The sequence below is a fragment of the Rhodococcus sp. T9N genome (genome assembly GCF_024436645.1).
Lineage (GTDB): Bacteria > Actinomycetota > Actinomycetes > Mycobacteriales > Mycobacteriaceae > Rhodococcus_F > Rhodococcus_F qingshengii.
In genome coordinates this window covers 775,157-800,278 of record NZ_JAMSKS010000001.1, presented here as the reverse complement: position 1 = coordinate 800,278, position 25,122 = coordinate 775,157, and the positions used below count along the sequence as shown (strand labels likewise).

Here is a 25,122-nt window from a genome sequence, read left to right as displayed (position 1 = left end):
GCACAGAAAATTGGATCGAGTCTCGCTCAGTGGAATCGGTTAAGTTGCAGGCCTCAACAGTCAGGTAAACCGACCCTGGCCAGCGGTTACCTTCGTGGACAGCAGACCAGCCGGTCTAGTCCCGGTCGAGCGTCGCTTCCTCGAGATCGAGCTCGCGAAGCACCTTCCGGAGGACCTCGTCGTCGATCCGGCCGGCATCGCGTTCGGCGATGAAGACGCCTCGCTCCGCATCGATCATCTCGAGGCGCAGCGAGCGGAAGGCGTTCGACGGGCTCTCCCCCAGATCCTCGTCGCTGCGTCCCAGTCGCTCCCACGCCGAGTTCGCGCGGTGGGTGTTCCAGCTTCGCAAGATGTCCGCGGCACGATTGCGGACCTGAGGGACGTCGTCGGCGTCGGCTCCGACCAATTCGTCCAGCCGCGCCGCAGCGGCCCGTGCAGCCTTGTCCTGGGCTGCCGCCTCGGCGCGGGCGTCGGACTGCTCTTCGTCCCCCTGCACGCCGAGGACACGGATCACCCACGGCAACGTCAGGCCGTGCAGCAACAGTGTGCCGACCACGACGACAAACGTCAGGAAGAGGATCAGCGAACGGCCCGGGAAGTCCTCCCCACTGTTGACCGTCAGCGGAATGGCGAAGGCAGCTGCCAGCGACACGACCCCTCGCATACCGGCCCACGACACGACGAACACCGCCCGCGCCGAAATCTCCGGCTCCCTCGCTCGAATACGCGGCGACAGCCAGCGCGGTACGTACGTGAACGGGAACACCCAGGCGATTCGGACCACCACGACGGTCACGAGAACGGCAACCGACGCCCAGACGACGATCGAAGTGCTGTACCCCTGCAATCCGTTGACGACACTGGGCAATTGGAGACCGATCAACAGGAAGACGAACGACTCCAGGATCAGGTCGACGGCCCTCCACACTGCCGTGTCCTGCAAACGCGTCGCATAACTCGCGCGGGTGGAGCGCTGGCCGAGGAACAATCCGGCTACGACGACCGCGATGACGCCCGACGCGTGGACCTCTTCCGCAGCCAGGTAGGTGAAGAACGGCACCACCAATCCGATTCCGCTCTCCATCACCGGATCCTGGAGCTTGCCGCGAACCTTCGAGATGACGAACCCCACCGCGAGGCCGATCACCGTTCCACCGACCGCCGCGACGAGGAAGGTCTCGAAGCCGCCGATCAGCGTCGCACCCGTACCGACGGCAGCCGCGAGAGCGACCTTGTACGCCGTCAGAGCGGTGGCGTCGTTGAGCAGGCTCTCCCCGCCCAGCAGGGTCATGATCCGGCGCGGCAGGCCGAGCTTGCGTCCGATTGCGCTCGCGGACACCGCGTCCGGCGGCGCCACGATGGCGCCGAGAACCAGAGCAGCCGCTATCGAGAACTCCGGCACGATCAGGTAGGCGACAAAGCCCACCGCAGCCGTCGTCGCCAGCGGAAGCCCCACCGCGAGAAATCCGATCGGACGCAGATTCGAGCGCAAAGCCAGGTATGAACTGTCCAGTGCTGCCGAGTACAGAAGTGGAGGCAACACGACGAACAGGACGAGGTCGGGATCGAGTTCCAATTCCGGAACACCCGGTATCTGACAGGCGATCAAACCGACCAGGACGAGGATCAGCGGCGAAGACAGCCCGAACCTTCGCGCGACCGCCGCCACCAGCAACGCCGCTACTACAACCCCCAGTAATATGCCGTTCACCCTGGCAGCATGCAGTATGGAAGGCGATGAAGAAAATCCTGAAGCGAGCAGCAGCTCGCACACAGCAGCCCGCACCCGCTCCCACCGGTTGCGAGGAACTAACCAATGCGCCCGAAACAGACCCGGCGGCGCTGACGCCCGGCGTCTGCCAGGAGTGCGCCGAGTTGGGTGAGGATAACTGGTCTCACCTGCGCATGTGCCTGTCCTGCGGCCACGTCGGATGCTGCGATTCCAGCCCTCATCAGCACGCCACCAACCACTACCGCGAAACCGGGCACCCGGTCATGCGCTCACACGAGCCCGGCGAATCCTGGCGCTGGTGCTACGTCCACGACCTGATGGACTGACCGCGCGCGACTGGCGGTGCACTGCGCATAGTGCCCACCTGTCACGGCGCACAGCCCTCGGTGTTGCGCACATTGCTCAATCCACCGGGTAGCTATTGCCCAATCTGTATGCCGATGATGGACTTTGACGCAGAATCTGCACAACAGATCGACAGGTGCGGCTGGACTTTGCCGCACCGAACGGTTCGGCCTCAGGAAGTCCTGCCAAACATCACAACCACATCGTCGGCCCCACGATCTGGGGTACAGGCGGTGCGGTGATCGATGTCCACTACTGAAGGCAGGACCGGCCGTGAACAGCCCCAACATCGACCAGAACGCTCCCGAGTCACTGGCGGAGATCGAGAAGCGCGTTCTGTGGTTGTCGACCGCGATGATCCATCACGCCAACCGTGTCCGTCCGAATCCCAGCGGGCTCAAGGTCGGCGGCCATCAGGCCTCGTGCGCGTCGATGGTCTCGATCATGACGTCGCTGTGGTTCGGCCAACTTCGTTCCGGCGACCGGGTTTCCGTCAAGCCGCATGCGGCGCCGGTGCTCCACGGCATCAATTATCTGCTCGGTGAACTCGACGAGTCCTACCTGACGACTCTGCGCGAATTCGGGGGCCTGCAGAGCTACCCGAGTCGATCGAAAGATCCTGATCCGGTGGATTATTCGACCGGTTCGGTGGGCATCGGCGCGACGGCTCCCATCTGGGGCGCCATCGCTCGCCGATACGTCGACGCCTCCCTCGGCGGCGCCGGAACCGGGCGTCAGTACTCCCTGGTCGGTGACGCCGAACTCGACGAGGGCGCTGTGTGGGAAGCAGTTCTCGATCATTCGGTTGCCGAACTGGGTGAGATCGTGTGGATAGTCGACCTCAACCGCCAATCACTCGACCGGGTGGTGCCGAACATCGCGGCAACCCGCCTGGAGCGCATGTTCTCGGGTGCCGGCTGGCAGGTCATCACCGTGAAGTTCGGTGCGCTGCTCGAATCACTGTTCACCCGGCCGGGCGGCACCGCGTTGCGCGAACGAATCCTGGACATGCCGAATCCGGAGTACCAGCGCCTGCTGCGATGCACGGCCGACGAGGTACGTCTGAGACTGCCCGGCGACGCGGCGGACGCCGACGCGATCACGGCGCTGATCGACGACCTCGACGACGCCACGGTGCTCGAAGCCATCCGCAATCTCGGTGGCCACGACCTCGACGCTCTGCGAGAGGCGTACGCACAGATCGACGACACCCGTCCCACCGTGATCATCGCGTACACGATCAAGGGTCGGGGTCTGCCGACGCAGGGTCATCCGCAGAACCACTCGTCGCTGCTCACCACCGAGCAGTTCGAGCACCTGGCGTCGGAACTCGGCATGGATCCGTCGAATCCCTGGGAACGGTTCGAGACCGACAGCCCGTCCGGCCGCATCTGCGCCGAAACCGCTGGGCGCCTGGCTCGCCCGAAGGTGGAGCATCTGGTGCCCCCGGCAGTTCCGAAAGACATCGGCCGTACGCCCTCCGGCACGTCCACCACTCAGGCAGCTCTGGGCCGGGTACTACTCGACCTGAGCCGCGAAGCGCCGGACGCCGCGAAACGTGTTGTCACACTGAGCCCGGACGTCAGTTCCACCACCAACCTCGCAGGCTGGCTGAACAAGGTCGGCGTGTGGTCCCCCGACGAGCGGCACAACTGGTTTGCCGACGACGCCGAAACGATCATGCACTGGCGTGAGAAGCCCACCGGTCAGCACATGGAACTCGGTATCGCCGAGACCAACCTGGTCGGACTGATGGGCGAACTCGGTGCGACCTGGAGTCGTTGGGGCCAGCCACTCTTCCCCATCGGGGTGATGTACGACCCCTTCATCGAACGGGCTCTCGAACCGTGGTCGTACGGCATCTACGCCGGAGGGCAGTCGATCATGGTCGGCACTCCGTCGGGCGTCACCTTGGCCGCCGAAGGTGGTGCGCACCAGTCGATCAAGACCCCGTCCATCGGACTGGAACAGCCGGGTTGCACCAGTTTCGAACCGGCATTCGCCGTCGACGTGGAGTGGACGCTCCTCGACAGCATCGGACGCCTCGGTCGCCCGGACGGCAGCTCGTCGTATCTGCGCCTGTCGACCCGTCCGGTCGATCAGGCCCTGGCCGCGGTACCGACCGATCCGGCTGCGCGAGAACGCCGTCGACGTCAGGTGGTGGCCGGGGCATACACACTGCGGCACAACCCTGATCCGGCCGTCACCCTGGTCGGCATGGGTGCCACCGTCACCGAAACACTGGTCGCAGCCGAAAGACTAAGCGAGCAGGGCATTTCCGCCGACGTCGTCTGCGTGACCAGCCCCGGTTTGCTCTTCGAAGCACTCAAGTCTCGGCGCGGTCTCGCGGACGGTCCGTCGTGGATCCTGGATCAGGTCTTTCCGAGCAGCCGGTCCGCGCCGATGGTGACCGTTCTCGACGGGCACCCGCACACCCTCGCGTTCCTGACGGGAATCAACAACGTTCCGGGTGCTGCGCTCGGAGTGAGCCGGTTCGGTCAGGTCGGTTCGCTCGAGGACGTCTACCGGTACCACGGCCTCGACTCCGACAGCATCGTCCGCGCTGCCCTCGATCTCACTTCTTGATCGATCACACTCTCTGATGCCGAGAAGCGTCCCCGCAGGGACGCTTCTCGGGTCCAGTCAGTCATTCAGGTGTCTAGTTCTTCCAGGCCTTGTCGAAGAACATGATTCCGTCCAGGCTCTGCTGAATGCCGTGGACGTTCTGTCCCCACACACCGAGCCACGGGGTGTTGCCGTAAACCTGCCACGGCACAACCTCGTTGGCGCGCTCCTGAATCTTGGCGAGCACCTCGATCTTCGCGTCGGTCGACGTCGCGACACCCAACTGGTCGAGAAGCGTATCCATCTCGGGGTCGGAGAAACTCGCGGCGTTGTTTCGCCCACCGGTCTTGAGGTTCGAGTACAGACGCTCGAACGGATCGGCTTCCGCGAGGTTGGCGGAACCTGTTGCCATGTCGAAGTCGCGGTCGGCGTACAAACGCTTGACGACGTCGGCAACCGAGTTGACGTACTCGATCTGGAAATCGAATCCGACGGCGTTGGCCATCGACTGCAGTGCGAGAGCCATCGCCTGCGCCGAATTCTCCTGCAGCGTCAGGTATGTGATCTTGCCGTCGTAACCGTCGGCCTTGGCCTCGTCGAGAAGCTGCTTCGCCTTGGCGGTGTCTACGCCGATCGGAGCGACGTCGTTGTGCCAGCGAGAGGTGTCCTGGAAGATGACCTGCCCGGGCAGACCCTTGCCCTCGTTGAGTCGGTTGTCGAGTGCGACGGGATCGGTTGCGAGCGCCAATGCCTGACGGATGCGCACGTCGGCACCGGGACGACCGGGTGCCGTGTTGACGAGCGAGAGGTACGACAGCGACGGGATGTCGACGAAGCCCGGGTAGCCGGAGTCGATCAGATCCAGGACGTTGGGTAGCGAACGCATGTATGCGACGTCCGTGCCGCCGCTCTTGAGCGATTCGGTGGTGGACTGCGAACCGACAATGCTGATCAACCGCAGCTTGTCCACGTTCGGGGCACCGTCGAAGTAGTCCTCCCGAGCGTCGAGGATCAATTCCTCGTTGGGAGCGAACTTCTCGAGGGTGAAGGCACCCGCGCCGATCGGGGTGAACTGATCACCTTGCTGGGCGCTCGGCGCGACGATCATGCCGGGGCCGGTGGAGAGCAGTGACTCGATACCGGTCCACGGGTCGACGAGATTGAAGACGACCGTCGACAGATCCGGAGTGTCTACCGACGCGACCTTCGACGCGTACAGACTCGACTGCGGCCCCTTGTTGGTGACGTAGCGATTGAGGCTCGCCGAAACGGCCGCCGAATCCACCGGCGTCCCGTCGCTGAACTTCACACCGTCGCGCAGTTCGAGAGTCCACGTCTTGAAGTCGGAACTCGGTTCCATCGACTCCGCGAGTTTCGGAACAAATTCCTTCGACGCCGGGTCGTAGCGCAGCAGGGTGTCGTAGATGGCGCCCAACTCCGAACCGGCGACCGAACCCGCGATCTGAGTCTTCGCCGGATCGAGATTGGTGACGGCGGAGTACCCGCTGAACGTGAGGGTGCCGCCCTTGACCGGATCGCCCTCGCCGGACTGCTCGTTGACCGGGCCGATGGACAATCCCGAACCGGAGTCCGGTGCGTCGCCGCTCCCACCCCCGTTCCCGCTGTCAGCGCACGACGAGACGAACAGGCCGGCGGAGACTGCCAGCGCGACGGCGGCAACCTTGCGTTGACCGCGCCGAGAACTGCGACTCATTCAAAACCTCCAGGTCAGAATCTGTGATGTGAAGCATTGTCGAGACAGTTTGTGACTTAAGGCACAGGTATTAGTCGCAGGTCCCGCTCAGTGGAATGGAGCGCGAAGATTGGTCAGTTTTCGAGCGACATTCGCAGGTCAGACCCTTAGCGAAGGTCAGGAATTCATTCTGATTCAGGCGCCTTTCAACGGATGAATCGCCGGAGCGCCGTCGAGAAGTGGTCCGGCGGCGGCCAGCGCGGCCTGCAGATGCGGGGACTGCATATGAGCGTCCAACTCCTCCTGCCCGCGCCAAGTTTCGATCGTGACGAACGTGCCGGGCGCAGCCGCTGACTCGAACAACTCGTACGACACACAGCCGTCCTCGGACCGACTCGCCTCCGCGAGAGTTGTCAGAGCCGATCGGACGTCGTCCTCGGAACCGGACTTGGCCGGGATGGTTGCAACTACACGAAGCTCGCTCATCGGATACCTTTCGCAGAGGGGAAGTCAGCTAGAGACACACGCCACAAACGTACACACGAAAAGGGCAACCAATGGGGCTACTGAAGGACGTCACCGGCTGGCGACGCGGAACGAAGTTGCAGCGTCGACTGCGCGATCTCACCGGCACGCTGGTGGTGATCACCGGTGCGGGCAGCGGCATCGGGCGTGAAACGGCCCTCGCCTTCGCCGCCCAGGGAGCTATCGTCGTGGTCTCCGACATCAATCTTGAAAGCGCGCAGGACACTGCGGCACTTGTAAACATCCCTTCGCAAGCGGGCGGCGCCGAAGCAGTGTTCGGTGGCGGTGCCCACGCCTATCAGGTGGACGTGTCCGACGAACAGGCCGTGATTCGGTTCGCGGAGACCGTCGCGGCACATCACGGCGTACCGGACATCGTCGTCAACAACGCTGGAATCGGGTTCTCCGGGACATTCGCCGACACCGAGCAGCGCCAGTTCGAGCGCGTCATGGACATCAACTTCTGGGGAGTTGTCTACGGCTGCCGGGCATTTACCCCGATGATGATCGACCGGGGAACAGGAGGGCACGTCGTCAATCTGTCCTCGGCCGCCGCGTACACACCACAGAAGGCCCTCACCGCGTATTCGACAAGCAAAGCAGCGGTATTCATGCTCTCGGATTGCCTACGGGCAGAGCTGCTTCCACACGGCATCGGCGTCAGCACCATCTGCCCCGGCCTCGTTCACACGAACATCCTCAAGACCACCGAGTTCGCCGGGACCACCGCCGAGGAGCAGCTCGAGAACCAGACCAAGGTCGACAACTTCTACCGCAAGCGGAACTTCACTCCTGATCGAGTGGCCAGTGCCATCGTGAAAGCAGTTCGCACGAACAAGGCCGTCGTACCCGTGACCGTCGAAGCCAAGCTCGGACGCACCATCAGCCGGTTGTCTCCCGGGTCGATGCGCGTCGGAGCTCGGTTCGAGATCTAGGTCAGCTTCCGAAACTCAGGCTGCCCGTGAAACCCTGCTGCACATCGGCTTCCGAGCGGGGAAGAACCTCGTAGGTGCTGGCGTACTGGCCACTGAAACCGGTGACGGTGATCGGGCGTCCCACTGCAATGGCGTCGACGTCGATTCCGGTCTGGGTGTTGACGAAGATGACGGTGTTTCCCTCGGCACCCGAGACCAGGATCTTGTGGCCGTACGGCAGATCGTCGACAACGGGTCCGCTCACGATTCCGGACACCGTCACGAGACGACCTTCGCTGCCCTCACCGATTGCATTGAGGGGCAGTCGCGCCGGGCTGATCTGCGTAGTCGTGCCGATTACCTCGACGCCAGTCGGGCGGACGACGAGCAGGCCTTCTTGATCCGCGAGGACTCCGGTGACCTGAACCTGATCGCCGAGAGCAATCCCGGAGTTGTTCGGATCGCTGATGTAGATGCCCGAATTGCCGCTCTGGAGACCAAAGCCCTTGTCGTAGAAGCTGGATTCGAATACTCCCGACGGCGTAGTCGCGGTTCCCACGACGGTGACCGTCGTTCCGATGGCCTGCGCACGGGCTGCCGCAATGGAGTCCGCCGACACCTCACCAACTACTGCCGCCGGCTCCGCCGTTGCTGCAGTACCGACAAACATGGTGGCTGCAGCCGCAACTGCCAGTGCTGTCACACCCCGGCGCAGGACCGGACTCGCAAGAACGCTGTCTCGAAACATGTTTGAGGACTCCCCTGTGATTTCGTGGCCGCGCAGGTCCTCCTGATGGAGTCCGCCTTCGCCCACCCTGAGGCACAGGTTATTACAGGTCGGACGCCGCAGCGGTGGTGACATTCCGCCACCACCGCTGCTTCAAGGCATCCGAGTTTTCAGGAACCGGAGCTTCCGGACGAACCGCTCGAGCCACTGGAACCGCTGGATCCTGTTCCGCCACCGAGATCGTCGAGAGGATCGCTACCGGTGAGGCCGCCCGGGTACAGGTAGGCGTCGGAGATCGTGCTGAGCGAGGTTCCCGACGTGGCCGGTACCTTTGCTCGCCAGTTGACGATCGGGTTCAGCACTCCGAACGGTCCGCAACCACTGGCGGCGGGCAGCGCGAAGCCGGTGGCCTGGTTCCCGACCGGGCTCACCTTCAGTGCATTGTCCGGGAGCACCGTGTAGGTCGGTACCACCGACGGGTCAGGCGCGAGACGAAGATTCACCGGCGCAGCCGCGGAGCCCAGGTAGCAGTTGTCACCGAGGAACGCGTTGTTGATCTTCATCCGCACCGGGATGCTCAGATCCATGTCGGTGATGATGCCGTTGAGGGTCGGGGCAGCGGTCGCCTCCACCTCGGCGGTGACTGCGGCGAGGCCGAACAGATTGCCGAACGGCAGGTCGATTCCGAGGACTCCACCCGGAACGGTCAACGGCTTGGAGTAGACACCGTGGTGTCCGTCGTCGCGCGGGAGAAGAACGGTGGACTCACCTTCACCGGAGCCGGCCTCGGCGGCGATGATCATGTCGCCTTTTCCGATCGGGAGGTTGAAGCCGTTGTTGTCGAAGGTTCCGCTCTGAACCACAACCGACACACAGGATTCGGCAGTAGCCGGACACACTGCGGCACCGGGTATCGAATTGTCGACCGGATCCTGAGCCGAGGCCATCGGCGCCGCGAACGCGAGGACCGCACCTGCGGTACCTGCAATGACGGCCACGCGCGTGCCGAGACGTCTGTTGCCGTTCTTGTGAGATTTCTGCACTGATTTCTCCCTGCCGTTTATGTGATGGGGGACGAAACTCGCAGTCATTGCTTGTGTTTCGACCGCCGCCGACAAGGTCTTTGCGGTGTGCTCCTACTCACAAGTAACAACTGAACAGATGTATATCACAGGACTTCGACTTAAAAACAGGGCAAAAGGGAGTTTCCTTAAAACGGACAAAATAAGCGGTACGGTATGTAACACTCACGGGTGATGAACACGAACAGACTGGTCCTCTGCGTCGCGGCAGCGGGCCTACTCCTCAGCGGCTGCAGCAGCCAATCCGACAGCGACGCATCGGAATCCACTTCTGCGGCCACCAGCACGTCGGTTGCGGCGACGTCGAGTTCGACTGCCCCCAGTACGCTTTCCGAGCTGCCGACCAGCCCGCTCGCCGCAACAACTCCGGAAGCCGCGCCGAGCGTCGTCGAATCGACGCCCCCGCCGGTGTCGCTACCAGTAGCGCCACAGGTAGCGCCACCGGCAAACTCACCGATCGACGCCCGCTCACCGGAAGAGATCGTCGCGAACGCCGGCGAGAAGGGGCAGCGGTACATCGCCGCTCTGCGTCTGGCCGGGATCCCGCCCGCCGGAATGGATTCCGCAGAGATCCTCTACGCCGACGGCACCTGCAAGGCGCTCGCTGACGGTATGCCTCGGTCCGAAGTGCTGGCAGAGTTCAACTCCGTCGGCGAGGTGTACTCACAGATCACGCCGATGTCCTCGCAGCGTATCGCCGAGATCTACGTCGACACGGCGGAGCAGACGTACTGCTGATCAGGCCTTGCCGGCCAACCAGCCGTGCAGCCAGGACGTCGCCGAATTGCCCGCGCCGTCAACGACGTAACGCGTGTAGTCGGTGTGCACCTGCGAGCCGTAGAAGTCGACCAACTGATCGATGCGCCGCGAGTTCGCGCCCGGATCGAGCTGGGCCATCAAAGCGGGGAGACCGCCTGCGGTGATCAGATCATTGACGATCACGGCGGCCTCGTCGCGCAGCGCGAGCGCACTGGCCGGAGTGGGATCGGACGCCTGAGCCATGAATCCGGCCAGACGCATCACGAAATCGTCCTTCGGCGTCGAGCAGTACAGGTCACCGACCGCGCAGAGCGTCACCGTTTTGCCTGACAGCCAACCGAATCCACCGATGCGAGGGCCGCTGGCACCGTTACCACCGACAGCGGGGCCGATCAGGACGTCGGACTCGGAACGACGGGGATCTGACAGCAAGCCGACGCCCTCGACGCGAGTCGGGGGGACCACGCCGATGCCGGTTCCGATCTCTGCTGCGAGATCGCCTGCCGCGTCGGCGCCCTGGCTGTACCCGACGATGGCGAAGCGAGTGTCACCGCACGAGGCGGCCATAGCGCCGATCATGCCGCGGGCATTGTCGACAGCCTGCTGCTTCGACTTGGCGTAGACGTTGGACTCCCACGGGAAGGCCGTCGCCGAGTAGGTGACGTAATCGGTGCGAACGGAGCCCGGAAGCCCGTTGGTCACCGGAGCGAGCATGCCGGCGCCGGGCCTGGTGCCCGAGGGCTCCCACGTTCCCGGGATGGCCACGACGTACAGGCTGGGGCAGGGATCAGCCGACGCCACGGGAGCACTGACAACCGGTACCACTACTGCCGCAGCAAGTGCCGACAACACCGCAACGAGACGCCTCGCACGCATGAAACTCCCCTGTTTTACCTTCAGCAACCCATACACCACTATCGGTGCTCCGGAATCATACTGTCTGGGCGTTGTGTCTGTCCGATGCACAATTGATGAAGGTTTGTTACAGATCGTGCGAATTGCTTGCAGAAACAAAGCCGCACCCCACCGAATGCGGTGGGGTGCGGCTTTGTGAGAGCCTCTAGCGCTGCGGAGCCGCTGTCGGGTGGATCGGTGACGGAAGGGCCGTGACACCCTCGAGGTAGGTGTCCACAGCGGCTGCTGCGGAACGTCCCTCGGCGATGGCCCAGACGATCAGGGACTGACCGCGGCCCATGTCGCCGGCCACGAACACGCCGTCGACGTTGGTGTTCCACTTCGACGTGCGGGCGACGTTGCCACGCTCGTTCAAGTCGACACCGAGATCGGTGAGCAGACCCGGCTTCTCGGGACCGACGAAGCCCATTGCCAGGAGCACGAGATCGGCTTCGAGCTCGAAGTCCGAGCCCTCGACCTTCTCGAAGCGACCCGACTTCATCTCGACCTCGTGAGCCTTGAGTCCGGTGACCTTGCCGTTTTCACCGACGAAGTTCTCGGTGTTGACGGAGAACAGACGCTCGCCGCCCTCCTCGTGAGCCGAAGCCACGCGGAACATGAGCGGGTACGTCGGCCACGGAGTCTGCTCGGCGCGAGTCTCCGGCGGACGCGGCATGATCTCGAACTGGTGGACGCTGGCCGCACCCTGACGGTGCGAGGTGCCGAGGCAGTCCGCTCCGGTGTCGCCGCCGCCGATGATGACAACCTTCTTGCCCTCAGCGGTGATGGTGGGAGCGTCGAGGTCACCCAACTGCACGCGGTTGGCGATCGGCAGGAACTCCATCGCCTGGTGGATGCCGTCCAGTTCGCGGCCCGGGATCGGAAGATCGCGAGCTGCCGTGGCGCCGCCGGCCAGAACCACTGCGTCGAACTGCTCACGCAGCTCGTCCGCGGTGATGTCCACGCCGACATTGACGTTGGTCTTGAAGACGGTGCCTTCGGCTTCCATCTGCTCGAGACGGCGGTCGATGTGCCGCTTCTCCATCTTGAACTCGGGGATGCCGTAGCGCAGCAGGCCGCCGATGCGGTCTGCCCGCTCGAAGACCGTCACTGCGTGACCGGCGCGGGTCAGCTGCTGCGCTGCAGCCAGACCGGCCGGACCACTGCCGACAACCGCAACCTTCTTGTTGGTGGCGTGCGCGGCGCGAACCGGCTTGACCCACCCTTCGTCGAAGGCCTTGTCGATGATCTCGACCTCGACCTGCTTGATGGTGACCGGATCCTGGTTGATGCCCAGGACACAGGACGCCTCACAGGGTGCGGGGCACAGACGACCGGTGAACTCCGGGAAGTTGTTGGTCGCGTGCAGACGCTCGATGGCGTCGTGCCAGTGGTCCTTGTAGACCAGGTCGTTCCACTCGGGAATCAAGTTTCCGAGAGGGCAACCGTTGTGGCAGAAAGGAATTCCGCAGTCCATGCAACGGCTGGCCTGGGTCTTGAGGGTGTCCTTCGGGAACTCCTCGTAGACCTCTTTCCAGTCGAGCAGGCGCAACGGCACCGGCCGGCGAACCGGAAGTTCGCGCGACGTGTGCTTCAGGAAGCCGCTTGGATCACCCACGAGCTGCCTCCATAACTGCCTCGTCCACGTTCTTGCCATCCTTCTCTGCGGCCGCGATGGCCAAAAGAACCTTCTTGTAGTCGCGGGGCATCACCTTTGCGAAGTGACCCACCTGCTGCGACCAGTCAGCGAGGATGCGCGTTGCAACCTCGGAGCCGGTTTCGTCGCGATGACGTTCGATGGCGCCCTTCAACCAGGTGAAGTCGTCGCCCGAAAGATCCTCGAGGTCCACCAGTTCGGTGTTGAGGTTCTTCTCGAATGCCTTGTCTGGGTTGTAGATGTACGCGACGCCACCGGACATGCCGGCGCCGAAGTTACGTCCGGTGGCTCCGAGGATGACCACCTTTCCACCCGTCATGTACTCGCAACCATGATCGCCCACACCCTCGACGACGGCAGTGGCGCCGGAGTTACGGACTGCGAAGCGTTCGCCGACGACACCGCGAAGCAGAGCCTCGCCGCTGGTGGCGCCGAACAGGATGACGTTGCCACCGATGATGTTGTCCTCGGCGACAAAGCCTTCCGCTGCATCGAGCGGCGGGCGTACGACGATGCGTCCACCCGAGAGGCCCTTGCCGACGAAGTCGTTGGCGTCGCCGTGCAGGCGCAGGGTCATACCGCTGGGCACGAAAGCACCGAAGCTGTTACCGGCGGAACCGGTGAACGTGATGTCGATGGTGCCCTCGGGCAAGCCCTCTCCACCGAACGCCTTGGTGACCTCGTGGCCGAGCATGGTGCCGACCGTGCGGTTGACGTTGGTGATCGCGGACTCGAAGGAGACCGCCTCACCCTTGTCGAGTGCGTTGCGGGCCGAGACGATCAACTGCTGATCGAGTGCCTTGTCGAGACCGTGATCCTGCGTGCCGGTGCAGTGGACGTCCTGGTCCATGAACGCGGACTCGACCTGGGTGAGGATCGGCGACAGATCGAGATTGCCTGCCTTGCTTCCCTTCCAGTGATCGAGAGCGCGCGTGGTGTCCAGCATGTCGACCTGGCCGACGGCTTCGAGCAGCGTACGGAAGCCGAGTTCCGCGAGAAGCTCGCGAACCTCTTCGGCGATGAACATGAAGAAGTTCTCGACGAATTCCGGCTTGCCACTGAAACGCTGACGCAGCAACGGGTTCTGCGTCGCGACACCGACGGGGCAGGTGTCGAGATGGCAGACGCGCATCATGATGCAGCCCGAGACCACCAGTGGTGCGGTGGCGAAACCGAACTCCTCGCCGCCGAGCAGGGCAGCGACGACGACGTCGCGACCCGTCTTGAGCTGGCCGTCGACCTGCACGACGATGCGGTCACGGAGACCGTTGAGCAGCAATGTCTGCTGGGTCTCGGCGAGGCCGAGCTCCCACGGTGCGCCCGCGTGCTTGACGGAGGTCAGCGGGGTGGCACCGGTGCCGCCGTCGTGACCGGAGATCAGAACGACGTCGGCATGTGCCTTGGAGACACCGGCCGCGACCGTTCCGACGCCGACCTCGGAGACCAGCTTCACGTGGATGCGGGCCTGCGGGTTGGCGTTCTTCAGGTCGTGGATCAGCTGAGCGAGATCCTCGATCGAGTAGATGTCGTGGTGCGGCGGCGGCGAAATCAGGCCGACGCCAGGCGTGGAGTGCCGAACCTCGGCCACCCACGGGTACACCTTGTGAGCCGGAAGCTGGCCGCCCTCACCGGGCTTGGCTCCCTGCGCCATCTTGATCTGGATGTCGGTGCAGTTGCTCAGGTAGTGCGAGGTGACGCCGAAGCGTCCCGACGCGACCTGCTTGATGGCACTGCGACGCAGATCGCCGTTCTCGTCCGGCGTGAAGCGCGACGGATGTTCGCCGCCCTCACCGGAATTGGAGCGGGCGCCCAGACGGTTCATCGCGATGGCGAGAGTCTCGTGAGCCTCGGCGGAGATGGAGCCGTAGCTCATCGCACCCGTCGAGAAACGCTTGACGATCTCGCTGGCCGGCTCGACCTCGTCGATCGAGATCGACGGCCGCTTGCCGATGTTGAAGTCGAACAGACCACGCAGAGCGGCAAGGCGCTCCGACTGGTCGTTGACCATGGTCGTGTACTCCTTGAACACCTCGTACTGACCTGTGCGAGTTGCGTGCTGGAGCTTGAAGACCGTGTCCGGGTTGAACAGGTGGTACTCGCCTTCACGACGCCACTGGTACTCGCCGCCGACCTCGAGCTCGCGGTGAGCGCGCTCTTCGGGGCGATCGAGGTATGCGACGGCGTGACGTGCCTGGACGTCGGCTGCGATCTGGTCGAGGCCGATGCCACCGAGCTGCGACTGCAGACCGGTGAAGTACTCGTCCGTCAGCTCCTGCGAGAGGCCGATGACCTGGAACAACTGAGCACCGGTGTACGACGCGAGCGTCGAGATGCCCATCTTGGACATCACCTTCAGGACACCCTTGCCGGCTGCCTTGATGTAGTTCGCGATGCCTTTCTCGAGGGTCAGACCCTCGAGCTCGCCGTTCTGCAGGAACTCGTCGATGGTCTCGAAAGCCATGTACGGGTTGACCGCTGCGGCACCGAAGCCGATGAGGAGCGCCATGTGGTGCACCTCGCGGGCGTCGCCGGCCTCGACGATGAGGCCGACCTTGGTGCGCGACTTCTCACGAACCAGATGGTGGTGCACGGCCGAGGTGAGGAGCAGCGACGGGATCGGTGCGTAGTCCTCGGTGGACTCACGGTCCGAGAGCACGACGATGCGTGCGCCGCCCTCGATTGCCTGCGAGACCTGGTACTTGATGCCCTCGAGCGCACGACGGATACCGTCGCCGCCTTCCTTGACGGGGTACAGGCCACGGATCACGACACTGCGGAAGCCCGGGAATTCGCCGTCGTCGTTGACGTGAACGAGCTTCGACAGATCGTCGTTGTGCAGGATCGGCTGCGGGAGCGCAATCTGCTTGCAGGAGTCAGCATTCGGGTGCAGCAGGTCGCCCTCGGGGCCGATGGTCGCGCCGAGGCTGGTGACAACCTCTTCACGGATCGCGTCGAGAGGCGGGTTGGTGACCTGAGCGAAGAGCTGCGAGAAGTAGTCGAACAGCATCCGGGGACGTGACGAGAGCACGGCGATCGGAGTGTCGGTACCCATCGAACCCAGAGCCTCGGCACCGGAGAGTGCCATCGGCTTGACCAGCAGGTTGACCTCTTCGTTGGTGAAACCGAAGAGCTGCTGACGCAGGACGACGCGCTCGTGCGACATGTACGTGTACGGACGGTCCGGCAGGTCGTCCATGTGGATCAGACCTTCGTCGATCCACTGCTGGTACGGGTGCTCGGCAGCGAGTTCGTTCTTCAGTTCCTCGTCGCTGATGACCCGGCCCTGCGCGGTGTCCACGAGGAACATGCGGCCGGGCTGGAGGCGGACCTTGCGGACAACCGTGGACGGATCGATCGGCAGGACGCCGACCTCCGACGCCATGACGACGAGGCCGTCTTCGGTGATCCACAGACGCGACGGACGCAGACCGTTGCGGTCCAGCACGGCGCCGATGACGGTGCCGTCGGTGAAGCACACCGACGCCGGTCCGTCCCAGGGCTCCATGAGAGCCGAGTGGTATTCGTAGAACGCCCGACGAGCGGGGTCCATGCTCTCGTGCTTCTCCCAGGCTTCCGGGATCATCATGAGAACTGCGTGCGGCAGGCTGCGGCCGGCGAGGTGCAGCATCTCGAGCACCTCGTCGAAACGAGCGGTGTCACTGGCGCCCTGGGTGCAGATCGGGAAGATCTTGTCCAGGTTCTCGCGGCCACCGAAGACGTCGCTGTCGATGAGGGACTCGCGAGCGCGCATCCAGTTCTCGTTGCCGGTGACGGTGTTGATCTCACCGTTGTGAGCGACCCGGCGGAACGGGTGCGCCAGCGGCCACGACGGGAACGTGTTGGTGGAGAAGCGCGAGTGGACCAGGCCCAGTGCGCTCTCGACACGATCGTCCTGCAGGTCGAGGTAGAAACCCTTGAGCTGCGGGGTGGTGAGCATGCCCTTGTAGACGAACGTCTGGCCGGACAGGCTGGGGAAGTACACGGTCTCGCTACCCGGGCCACCCTTGCCGGCGCCTTCGGAGCCGAGTTCGTGCTCGGTGCGCTTACGCACCACGTATGCACGACGCTCGAGATCCATGCCGGTGTACTTGTCACCCTCGGAGCCGATGAAGATCTGACGGAACGTCGGCATCGCGTCGCGCGCCAGTGCGCCCAGCGAGGAGTCGTCGGTTCCGACCTCGCGCCAGCCGAGAACCTTCAGGCCCTCTTCGACGACGATCTTCTCGACTGCAGCAGCAGCCTCGTGTGCATCGGCATCGCCCTGCGGGAGGAATGCGATACCGGTTGCGTACGCGCCTTCGGCGGGCAGCGCGAAGTCCACGACAGCTCGGAAGAACTTGTCGGGAACCTGCAGCAGAATGCCCGCACCGTCACCCGTGTTGGGTTCTGATCCGGCAGCGCCGCGATGCTCGAGGTTGACCAGAGCGGTGATCGCCTTTTCGACGATGTCCCTGCTGCGGCGACCATGCATGTCGACAACAAATGCGACTCCACAGGAGTCGTGCTCATTGGACGGGTGATAGAGGCCCTGGGGGCCTGGAAGTTGCTTCATACCCAGCCTTCGTATGCCATAAAGATGCACCGACGACCAGCAGCGCTGATGGCCATCAACTTGCAATGCAAGTCCTTCAAAGCACCGACACGACGATGTGTGCGGTACCACCGAAGTAGCCGCCCTGCGCAGACGCGATGGTGTGCGTTCTGGCACCCGGCGACGTGAGTCTTCGGTCGGTTGAAACTTTTGTGAGTCAACCGTGTAACGAAAACGATAATTCAGAACCCCGGCACGGGCGCAACTAAGGTAGCCCTATAATTGCTCTGAACTGCGGCGATGCAGGGAGCCAGAAGGCCCCTCGACAGATTTCGGAGCTGCGTCTGTGCAGAGAAGTTCCGATTCACAGGATACCGAATCCGCAGGAAACAGGCGCGATGGGCGATGAATGCAACAACTGGCCGCAGCGATAAGAATCAGCTGCGGCCAGTGCGCCTCGAACTGTAACAAAAGTTGATCGATCAACCAAGGTCTAGGCCTGAATTGTTTGCTCGCAGAATGCCATCGCTGTAATTTCCGTAGGCTCACACCTGAGAAGACGGGTGGCGAAGCGCAAATGACAACAGCAGTAGTGGTGGGCAGTGGCCCCAACGGTCTCGCGGCGGCGATCGAACTCGCCCGCGCAGGAATCGACGTCCATGTCATCGAGGGTGCGGACAAGATCGGCGGTGGCACCCGCAGTAGCGAATACATAGTCGACGGACTCGTCCACGACGATTGCTCCGCCTTCCATCCCACGGCTTTGGCGTCTCCCTACTTCAAGGAACTCGACCGCGAATTCGGGCTCGCCAAGCACGGCCTGACGTGGCTGTGGCCCGAGATCCAACTGGTCCATCCACTCGACGACGGCACCGCCGGGGTTCTGTGGCGCGACATCAACCGGACCGCTGAGGGACTGGGTGTCGACGGTAAGAGGTGGCTCGACGTCTTCGGATACCTCTCCGAGAACTTCGACGAGTTGGTGCAGGACGTCTTCAAGCCGATCGTGCACGTTCCGAAGCACCCGCTGATGCTCGCGCGTTTCGGGACGGGCGCTCTGCTTCCCGCGACGGGTTTCGCTCGGATGTTCAAGACCCCACGAGCGCGGGCGCTCTTCGGTGGCGTCGCGGCGCACATGTTCGGGACGCTCACCCTTCCCCTGTCCAGCGCTGTCGGCTCGATGCTCACTGCGGCCGCTCATGCTCACGGTTGGCCTGTGGCACAAGGTGGTTCGGGCTCAATTGCAGCCGCCCTCGCGTCGATCCTGCGCAGCCTCGGTGGCACCATCGAAACCGGGAACTGGGTCACCAACTACTCCCAGATCGCCGACTACGACATCGTCATGCTCGACATCGCCCCCGACGCGGCCGGCCGCCTGCTCGACGGCCGGCAGCCCGACCGCATTGCCCGGGCCTACCGCAAATTCCGCTACGGCACCGCCGCATACAAGGTCGACTACGCCGTGCGTGGTGATTCCGACGGAAGCGTCGTGCCGTGGACGAATCCGCACGCCCGCAAGGCCGGCACCCTGCACCTGTCCGGGACGATTTCGGAAACTGCTGCCGTGGAACGCCAGACCGTTCGGGGTCAGATGCCGGACAAGCCCTTCATTCTGTTGGGCCAGCAGTTCTTGGCCGACCCCTCCCGTTCCGTCGGAGACATCCACCCAGTGTGGGCGTATGCGCATGTGCCGCACGGCTATCCGGGTGACGCAACCGATGTGGTCACGCGTCAGATCGAACGCTTTGCGCCGGGGTTCCGGGACCGGATCGTGGGCGTCCACGTGCGCAATGTGCCGCAAATGCAGGCGTACAACCCCAACTACGTAGGTGGCGACATCTCCGCGGGGGCGAACACTGCGCGGCAGATCATCGCGCGCCCCAGGTTCGGACTGGACCCCTATGCCACCGGGGCCCCGGGCGTCTACCTCTGCTCGTCCGCGACTCCCCCGGGCGGCGGGGTCCACGGGATGGGTGGGTTCAATGCCGCGCGGGTGGCGCTGGGTTGAGGCGTCCCCGATGGGGACGACATTTCGGACACAGGTGAACCTATCGTCATGGTCCAAGGAAAAACGAAGAACTTCCGTCGGATACGCCCGATACACAATTCGGGCCGTAATTCGAGCACGCTTGCGTTCCGACCGCGCCTCTGAACAAGAGGTTTAACTGACGCTGATAGCGCGCTGGCTGCGCCGCTTCAGATCGAGACCGGCGTAGCGACCGCTGGCGAGAAACTACTGGCATTGGCCCACATCGACGAATTGGAAACTCGCGATGCCATCGACATCAAGGTTTGTACGGAGCGAACTCCTGATCCCCGATGCGCTTCCCAGGTTCTCAGCTCGGTTCAACCCTGCCGTATTGCCGCCGAGTAATGGCTTCACGGCGGTGCAGATGGATCGGATCACAAAGTTGGAGCCGCCCCTCCGTCGCCATGGCCACTCAAATATTCAGGTGGAGGATGACCGCTCACCAATCGCTTCTGTCCATCTCTGCCACACCGCCTCTGCGCGCTGACATGCGAACTGAACGTCGATCCCTGACTAGCCGCGACCATGCCGTATCTTCACGCCATGGCCTCGAATCGAACTGAGAACTGGAGAAGCGAGAAGGTTCGCAGCTCAGGATTATCTGCTGAAGAATTTCTGGAGGCGACACTCCCTTTCGATGTGTGGGTCGACTGGTTCGGGAACCAGGACGATGGCTTCGCGCGTGAGTACGCCTCACAATGGGAGAGGCCAGCGGCTCGTCAGGAGAGGGGCTCGTGGGGCGTTACAGAAAGTAAGCTACTCCGCGAGCTCGCGCCCGCCGCTCACGAGCGGTTCGTGGAACGCCAAGCAACAGAACTGCAAAAACTTCGTACCCTCTTGAATGGCATAGAAGGACTCGACCTCCTGAGCCTCATGGTCTTCGTTCATCACTTCGAGCAGTGGGGTAGCTACTTCGAGCCATTTTTCGATCCCTACGCTCTGTGTGTTGAGATCGTGGCTGGACTTGTTGCCGCCGATACCCGCCCTCCTAATAAATCGCAGAGCCCACACAGTGATTCTCAAGGTTTTGGGATGAGCAGCATGTTGGTCCTGCGCCAAGCTCGCGAAGTCCGTAATGTCGCCATCGCTGTCAATACGATCGATGTCTTCCTTACTGCCAAAGATGAGGTATCCGCCATGGAAAACTTCATCCGTAACATGCTGCTCAACCGCCGTATTGCGCGACGAGGCGAGGCCTATCGCAGTCACGCGTTAGCTTTGGCGGAAGAACTGGCCAGTGACTATGAAAATTCCCTGTTGAACCGTGTAGGGCATACTGTCGCTGACGTTATAGCTGTTAGCGACGCAATCCAATCTTACTGGAAGTCGGAGGTTTCTCAGTCCATCGACCGTGCAAGTGAGCTGGTTCAGAAATCGTTGGCCGACACGCCGACAGTCTCTGCCGTCATACGCCAGATGGCAATTCTCACCGCTTTCAAATACTTTGTCGTTCATAAAATCTCGCCGACAATTGGTGAATTGCGATCGCGGATGTCTGCAGATTCTGCAGAACGTCTAATTGCAGTTGTCAAATCGCTCGGAATTATTGCAGGTTCCGTCGAGCAGCCATTTGAATCTGTTTTATCTGATCCGCCTACACGGACCAAACCCTTCCTTCTATTTCCTGCCGATAGTTCCAGTAACGGTGAACCCGTGCTGGATGATTTTGCACGAATTCTTTTGGTAAATCCCATCGCACTTGTGAGCGACCTCCCTCAAACTGTTGACGCACTGATCGGAGGGTCTTTTTCCCAGAATTGGCCGAACTCGCGTGCTCGTGCAGTCGACAATAAGGCTATTGAACTTATAAGCCGACTACTTCCGGGATGTCGTTCCTTCTCTGGTGTGGATATTGACCCCGACGGTACTGGAGCAAACCGATTCGAAGTCGACGGCGTGATCCTATTTGACGACGCTGTGATTTTTGTGGAAGGAAAAGGCGCGCCGCTTAAATTGCCAAGCCGGCGTGGCGATGTAGCGAGATATCGCGGTGACCTCAAGAAACTGATCGGGCATGGCGCACACCAGCTTCGGCGCGACGAAGATTTGCTTAAATCTCCCAAAATAACGCTGCTTAACAGCAAGGGCGCCCCGATCGAGGTCATCGACACGAGTCGTATCCGCCGCAGCTATCAGGTGCTTCCTTGTTTTGATGATTATGCGGGGATTGGCACCCAAATCGAAATCTTACGAAAGTGGGATATCGTAGAAGAGGAATCATCTCCCTGGATTGTCTCTGTCCCAGACCTCAATGTCGTCACGGATGCGCTTCGAGGACCAGCTGAGCTCTTCGCATACATGACATGGCGGACGAAATGGCTCGAAGATCCTCGAATATTAAAATTGGATGAGATTGAATTGCTTTCGCAGTTTCAGTATGCAGTCGATATTGAAGCCAAGATCGGTCAGTCGCCAGAGGGAACGCTGGCTATGTTTTCGAACAAGCAGCCAGATTTCGACAGATACTACGCAGGCTTAGATGACACGGGGCCAAAATATCCTATCCCGAGAAGGAAGACCCCGCCCCGCGTTCGGCGATTTGTGGACGAGATGGAGCGGCGGCGTCCGGCGGGTTGGATAGGCGCAACCACTGCGGTCCTCTGCGCACCCGGTACAGTTCCTGCGGCAATCGACGCGAGTGAGCGCCAGTTCGCTCAGCTAGCGCGGGAAAAGCGGGTACACGTGGCATCGATGAGTGACATGCGCCTTGTCGTGTGCGGTGATACCACTCCGTGGAGCGACGTAGTCCAGGAATGTGCCCTTGAACCAAGTACCTACCCGACGTGGTTGCTCAGGGCGGACATACGTCGGCGGAACAAAGTCAATCTGGAATGGGCCTATATCGGCCAAGTAGAGGTGCCTTGAGCGCTGCCAACGGACTAGATTCTGGAGTCGCCCGGCCGACGCCGAGAGGGTCGATGGCGGGTCAGATATGACCGAGATTTCTGCATAGTCCGCTACGGTTCGGAATATGCGTTGATCTTCGTGCAGATCAACGAAGGACTCTCATCGAGTGATGGAGAAAAAGTCAAGGACATCGTTGACTCCCTGTAGCTCGATTTTGACGCAGCAATCATTTCCGAACTCTCTATCGGATGGTTCATAAACGACCATATTTGAAACACGGGAGAAGATTCTGGCCACCAGAACGAAGATATTTCTGGCCCCGTGTCTAAAACTGATGGTTCATTCACGAAAAATCTAGGCTACCTATTAAAGGGCCTTCGTTCACGCGAAAACCCGCGCGCAGTCCTCGATCGACTTGCGAATCGACTCAGATCCGTTGGCCAAGCAATCGGTGCCGAACCACCCCGCCATGGCGGGAATGTCCGTTATCTTCCTCGGTAGTGGTTGCAATCTCCTGGCTGCTTGGCATCCCGCGCACGGATGCTGTCACCACGAAAGGGAGCACATCTGTGAATGGACTCGAAACGCCTACTCGTTTGTCCCGGACCACCGCGGCCCTCGGTGTCGGCGCGCTCGCTGCCGCGATCACCTTCGGCAGTGCAGTGGGTACTGCATCAGCCGACACTCCGGTCGTCGACTTCGGCAGTATCTCTTTCGCGGTGACCAACGGCCCCGACAACACCATCTACGACATCAACGCCATCATCAATCTCCCACCCGGCACACTGCCGCCAGGGATGATGAACCCTCAGATCACTGCGCCCGCCGCGCCCCCTCAACCAGTCGGCAACCCGTTTGCGGGCACCGCATTGGACTTCGTTCTGAGCTTCATTCAGGCTGCGGCCAGATAGCCGACAACAAAAAACGAGGCCACCAACTCTTGTGAGTTCGTGGCCTCGTCTTGTGGTGGGCGAAGGGGGACTTGAACCCCCACGTCCCGAAGGACACTGGCACCTGAAGCCAGCGCGTCTGCCATTCCGCCACTCGCCCGAGCAACGCCGAAACATTATCACGACAAACTTTAAAAGTTCTATTCGTGCAGATCAGGGCACGAATCGATGAACACCGAGCACCCAAAAGCCCAGAACCGATACCATGCTGAAACAGCGGCCAGGTACTGCCGAAGCGACATTTGACAGTACCGTGGAACCTGTACAGCAGTTTGGACGACACGCGACAAGGCAGTGCCGGCGCTACTTGCCGAGCATTTTGCCGTCGTAGATGCGAGGCGAGAGGAGGGCCCGATGGGCATCGTGCAGCGTTTCGAACGAAAGCTCCAAGGAGCTGTCGGCGACGCATTCGCGCGGGTCTTCGGTGGTGGTGTTGTGCCGCAGGAAGTAGAGGCGGCGCTCCAGCAGGAGGCACGTGACCGCGTCGAGCACCTCGGCGGCGGAATCCTTCTCGCCCCCAACAACTACGTGATCACCATCAACAACTCCGATCACGAAGAGTTGGCCGCCGATCGCGAACTGACGACAAAAGCTTTCAGCCGACACCTGCAGGATTTCATCCGCGATCAGGGTTGGCAGACGTACGGCGACATCTCGGTCACTTTCGAGCCTTCGCCTACGCTCCACACCGGTCAGTTCCGCACCCGCGGAACCGTCGACCCGGATGGTGACGCCGAGCAGGCATCACCGCCGTCGCATGTTCCGCAGGTTTCGTCGCGGCCTCCACAACGGCCGCCTCAGCGACCCGCACCGATTGTTCCCCCTGTTTCCAATCCAGTCCCGTCACAACCAGGAGCCGGCCCCATGACGCAGAACTCAGGCTACGAACCAAGCCGCGAACCGGCGGGTCGCCAGCCCGAACCGCAGCAGCCGGCACGGAACGGGTACTCCCACGACGACGGCGGTTACGCCGCTCCGCAGGGCCAGGAAGCGCCGTACCAGAACGGTTACGACCGCGGCGACGGTTACCGCACGGGCGACGACCAGCAGGGCTACAACCAGCAGCAGGGTGGCTACGACCAGCAGGCGTACCCGAACCAGCAGCAGCCGTACGAGCAGGCCGGTTACGACCAGCAGGGTTATGACCAGCAGGGCGGCGGCTACGACCAGCAGGGTTACCAGCAGCAGCCGTACGACCAGCAGGGCTACGGCCAGCAGGCGTACCAGGGTGGGTACGACCAGCAGGGCTACCAGCAGGGCGGCTACGACCAGCAGGGTTACCAGCAGCCGTACAACGGCCAGTCCTACGATCAGCCGGGCTACGACCAGCAGAGCTACCAGCAGGGCGGCTACGACCAGCAGGCGTACACACAGCAGCCGTACGAGCAGGCCGGCTACGAGCAGGGCGGCAACTTCGAGCAGACGCAGGCCTACCCGCAGCAGGGCTATGCCCAGCCGCAGGGCGGTTACGCACCGACGGCCCAGAGCCTGACGGCAACCCTGCAGCTCGAGGACGGCAGCGGACGCCACTTCCAGCTTCGCGACGGCAGCAATGTCATCGGCCGCGGCCAGGAAGCTCAGTTCCGCCTCCCGGACACCGGCGTCTCACGTCGCCACATCGACATCCGTTGGGACGGCCGCACCGCGATGCTGTCCGATTTGGGATCTACGAACGGCACCACCGTCAACGGAGCACCGGTCCAGGACTGGCAGCTGGCCGACGGCGACATCATTCGCGCAGGTCACTCGGAGATTCTGGTTCGCATTCTCTGAGCTGAGAAACGGACGCCAGGATTTTTCCGATAACAATCGAACATTCGGCGGTCCGTCGGCGCGCCGCCGTCACGCGGCTGTCAGTATCGTGATCTTCGG

16 protein-coding genes and 1 tRNA gene are annotated in these 25,122 nt (G+C 62.4%); 8 read left to right on the top strand and 9 right to left on the bottom strand.

Annotation, left to right across the window (positions count from 1 at the left end; all coding sequences use genetic code 11):
- Positions 1–115: 115 nt before the first annotated feature.
- The gene (locus tag M1L53_RS03685; RefSeq protein ID WP_030536674.1) at positions 116–1,711 is read right to left on the bottom strand and encodes a Na+/H+ antiporter; all 1,596 of its coding nucleotides are present in this window, start codon (positions 1,709–1,711) and stop codon (positions 116–118) included.
- 26 nt (positions 1,712–1,737) lie between these two features.
- On the opposite strand from M1L53_RS03685, the gene M1L53_RS03680 reads away from it, so the two are divergent.
- Positions 1,738–2,058 (top strand): UBP-type zinc finger domain-containing protein, encoded by a 321-nt coding sequence (locus M1L53_RS03680; RefSeq protein WP_003943615.1) that lies wholly within the window; start codon positions 1,738–1,740, stop codon positions 2,056–2,058.
- 292 nt (positions 2,059–2,350) lie between these two features.
- Positions 2,351–4,663, top strand: coding sequence for a transketolase-like TK C-terminal-containing protein (locus tag M1L53_RS03675; RefSeq protein ID WP_054188718.1), 2,313 nt, complete (start codon positions 2,351–2,353; stop codon positions 4,661–4,663).
- A 73-nt stretch (positions 4,664–4,736) separates the two neighbouring features.
- Here the strand turns inward: M1L53_RS03675 and M1L53_RS03670 are convergent, their stop codons facing one another.
- Both M1L53_RS03670 and M1L53_RS03665 read right to left on the bottom strand, forming a co-directional pair.
- Positions 4,737–6,356, bottom strand: coding sequence for an ABC transporter substrate-binding protein (locus M1L53_RS03670; RefSeq protein ID WP_054188719.1), 1,620 nt, complete (start codon positions 6,354–6,356; stop codon positions 4,737–4,739).
- Between the two features lie 174 nt (positions 6,357–6,530).
- Positions 6,531–6,821 carry a putative quinol monooxygenase gene (locus tag M1L53_RS03665; RefSeq protein WP_003943546.1) on the bottom strand — a complete coding sequence of 97 codons (291 nt, stop codon included), beginning with the start codon at positions 6,819–6,821 and terminating at the stop codon, positions 6,531–6,533.
- 71 nt (positions 6,822–6,892) lie between these two features.
- Between M1L53_RS03665 and M1L53_RS03660 the strand changes: the two genes are divergently transcribed.
- Positions 6,893–7,795 carry an SDR family NAD(P)-dependent oxidoreductase gene (locus M1L53_RS03660; RefSeq protein WP_003943614.1) on the top strand — a complete coding sequence of 301 codons (903 nt, stop codon included), beginning with the start codon at positions 6,893–6,895 and terminating at the stop codon, positions 7,793–7,795.
- A 1-nt stretch (position 7,796) separates the two neighbouring features.
- On the opposite strand, the gene M1L53_RS03655 is transcribed toward M1L53_RS03660, so the two are convergent.
- Positions 7,797–8,522: a hypothetical protein gene (locus M1L53_RS03655; protein ID WP_054188745.1), complete on the bottom strand. Its 726-nt coding sequence runs from the start codon at positions 8,520–8,522 to the stop codon at positions 7,797–7,799.
- A gap of 149 nt (positions 8,523–8,671) precedes the next feature.
- Complete coding sequence (locus M1L53_RS03650; RefSeq protein WP_003943530.1) at positions 8,672–9,544, bottom strand: hypothetical protein; 873 nt, start codon at positions 9,542–9,544, stop codon at positions 8,672–8,674.
- A gap of 213 nt (positions 9,545–9,757) precedes the next feature.
- Here M1L53_RS03650 and M1L53_RS03645 point away from each other — a divergent pair, with 213 nt between their 5' ends.
- Positions 9,758–10,321, top strand: coding sequence for a DUF732 domain-containing protein (locus tag M1L53_RS03645; RefSeq protein ID WP_030536678.1), 564 nt, complete (start codon positions 9,758–9,760; stop codon positions 10,319–10,321).
- Here M1L53_RS03645 and M1L53_RS03640 read toward each other — a convergent pair whose 3' ends face one another.
- The 3 genes from M1L53_RS03640 to gltB all read right to left on the bottom strand — a co-directional run bounded on the left by M1L53_RS03640 (position 10,322) and on the right by gltB (position 17,445).
- Complete coding sequence (locus M1L53_RS03640; protein WP_007735797.1) at positions 10,322–11,218, bottom strand: cutinase family protein; 897 nt, start codon at positions 11,216–11,218, stop codon at positions 10,322–10,324. It lies immediately after the preceding gene.
- Positions 11,219–11,402: 184 nt separating this feature from the next.
- A complete protein-coding gene (locus M1L53_RS03635) occupies positions 11,403–12,854 on the bottom strand; it encodes a glutamate synthase subunit beta (protein WP_054188720.1) in 1,452 nt (483 codons plus the stop codon).
- On the bottom strand, positions 12,847–17,445 hold the full coding sequence (gene gltB, locus M1L53_RS03630; protein ID WP_042453347.1) for a glutamate synthase large subunit: 4,599 nt from the start codon (positions 17,443–17,445) through the stop codon (positions 12,847–12,849). The genes M1L53_RS03635 and gltB overlap by 8 nt, the downstream gene beginning before the upstream one ends.
- 556 nt (positions 17,446–18,001) lie before the next feature.
- Between gltB and M1L53_RS03625 the strand changes: the two genes are divergently transcribed.
- The 3 genes from M1L53_RS03625 to M1L53_RS03615 all read left to right on the top strand — a co-directional run bounded on the left by M1L53_RS03625 (position 18,002) and on the right by M1L53_RS03615 (position 23,211).
- Positions 18,002–19,432, top strand: coding sequence for an NAD(P)/FAD-dependent oxidoreductase (locus M1L53_RS03625; protein ID WP_054188721.1), 1,431 nt, complete (start codon positions 18,002–18,004; stop codon positions 19,430–19,432).
- 564 nt (positions 19,433–19,996) lie between these two features.
- Positions 19,997–22,318, top strand: coding sequence for a hypothetical protein (locus M1L53_RS03620; protein ID WP_142006279.1), 2,322 nt, complete (start codon positions 19,997–19,999; stop codon positions 22,316–22,318).
- Positions 22,319–22,869: 551 nt separating this feature from the next.
- Positions 22,870–23,211, top strand: a complete 342-nt coding sequence (locus M1L53_RS03615; RefSeq protein ID WP_054188746.1) for a hypothetical protein — start codon at positions 22,870–22,872, stop codon at positions 23,209–23,211.
- A gap of 53 nt (positions 23,212–23,264) precedes the next feature.
- Here M1L53_RS03615 and M1L53_RS03610 read toward each other — a convergent pair.
- Positions 23,265–23,350, bottom strand: a tRNA-Leu gene (locus M1L53_RS03610).
- Positions 23,351–23,604: 254 nt separating this feature from the next.
- Here M1L53_RS03610 and M1L53_RS03605 point away from each other — a divergent pair.
- Positions 23,605–25,023: a DUF3662 and FHA domain-containing protein gene (locus M1L53_RS03605; protein ID WP_020905627.1), complete on the top strand. Its 1,419-nt coding sequence runs from the start codon at positions 23,605–23,607 to the stop codon at positions 25,021–25,023.
- Positions 25,024–25,122: the final 99 nt, after the last annotated feature.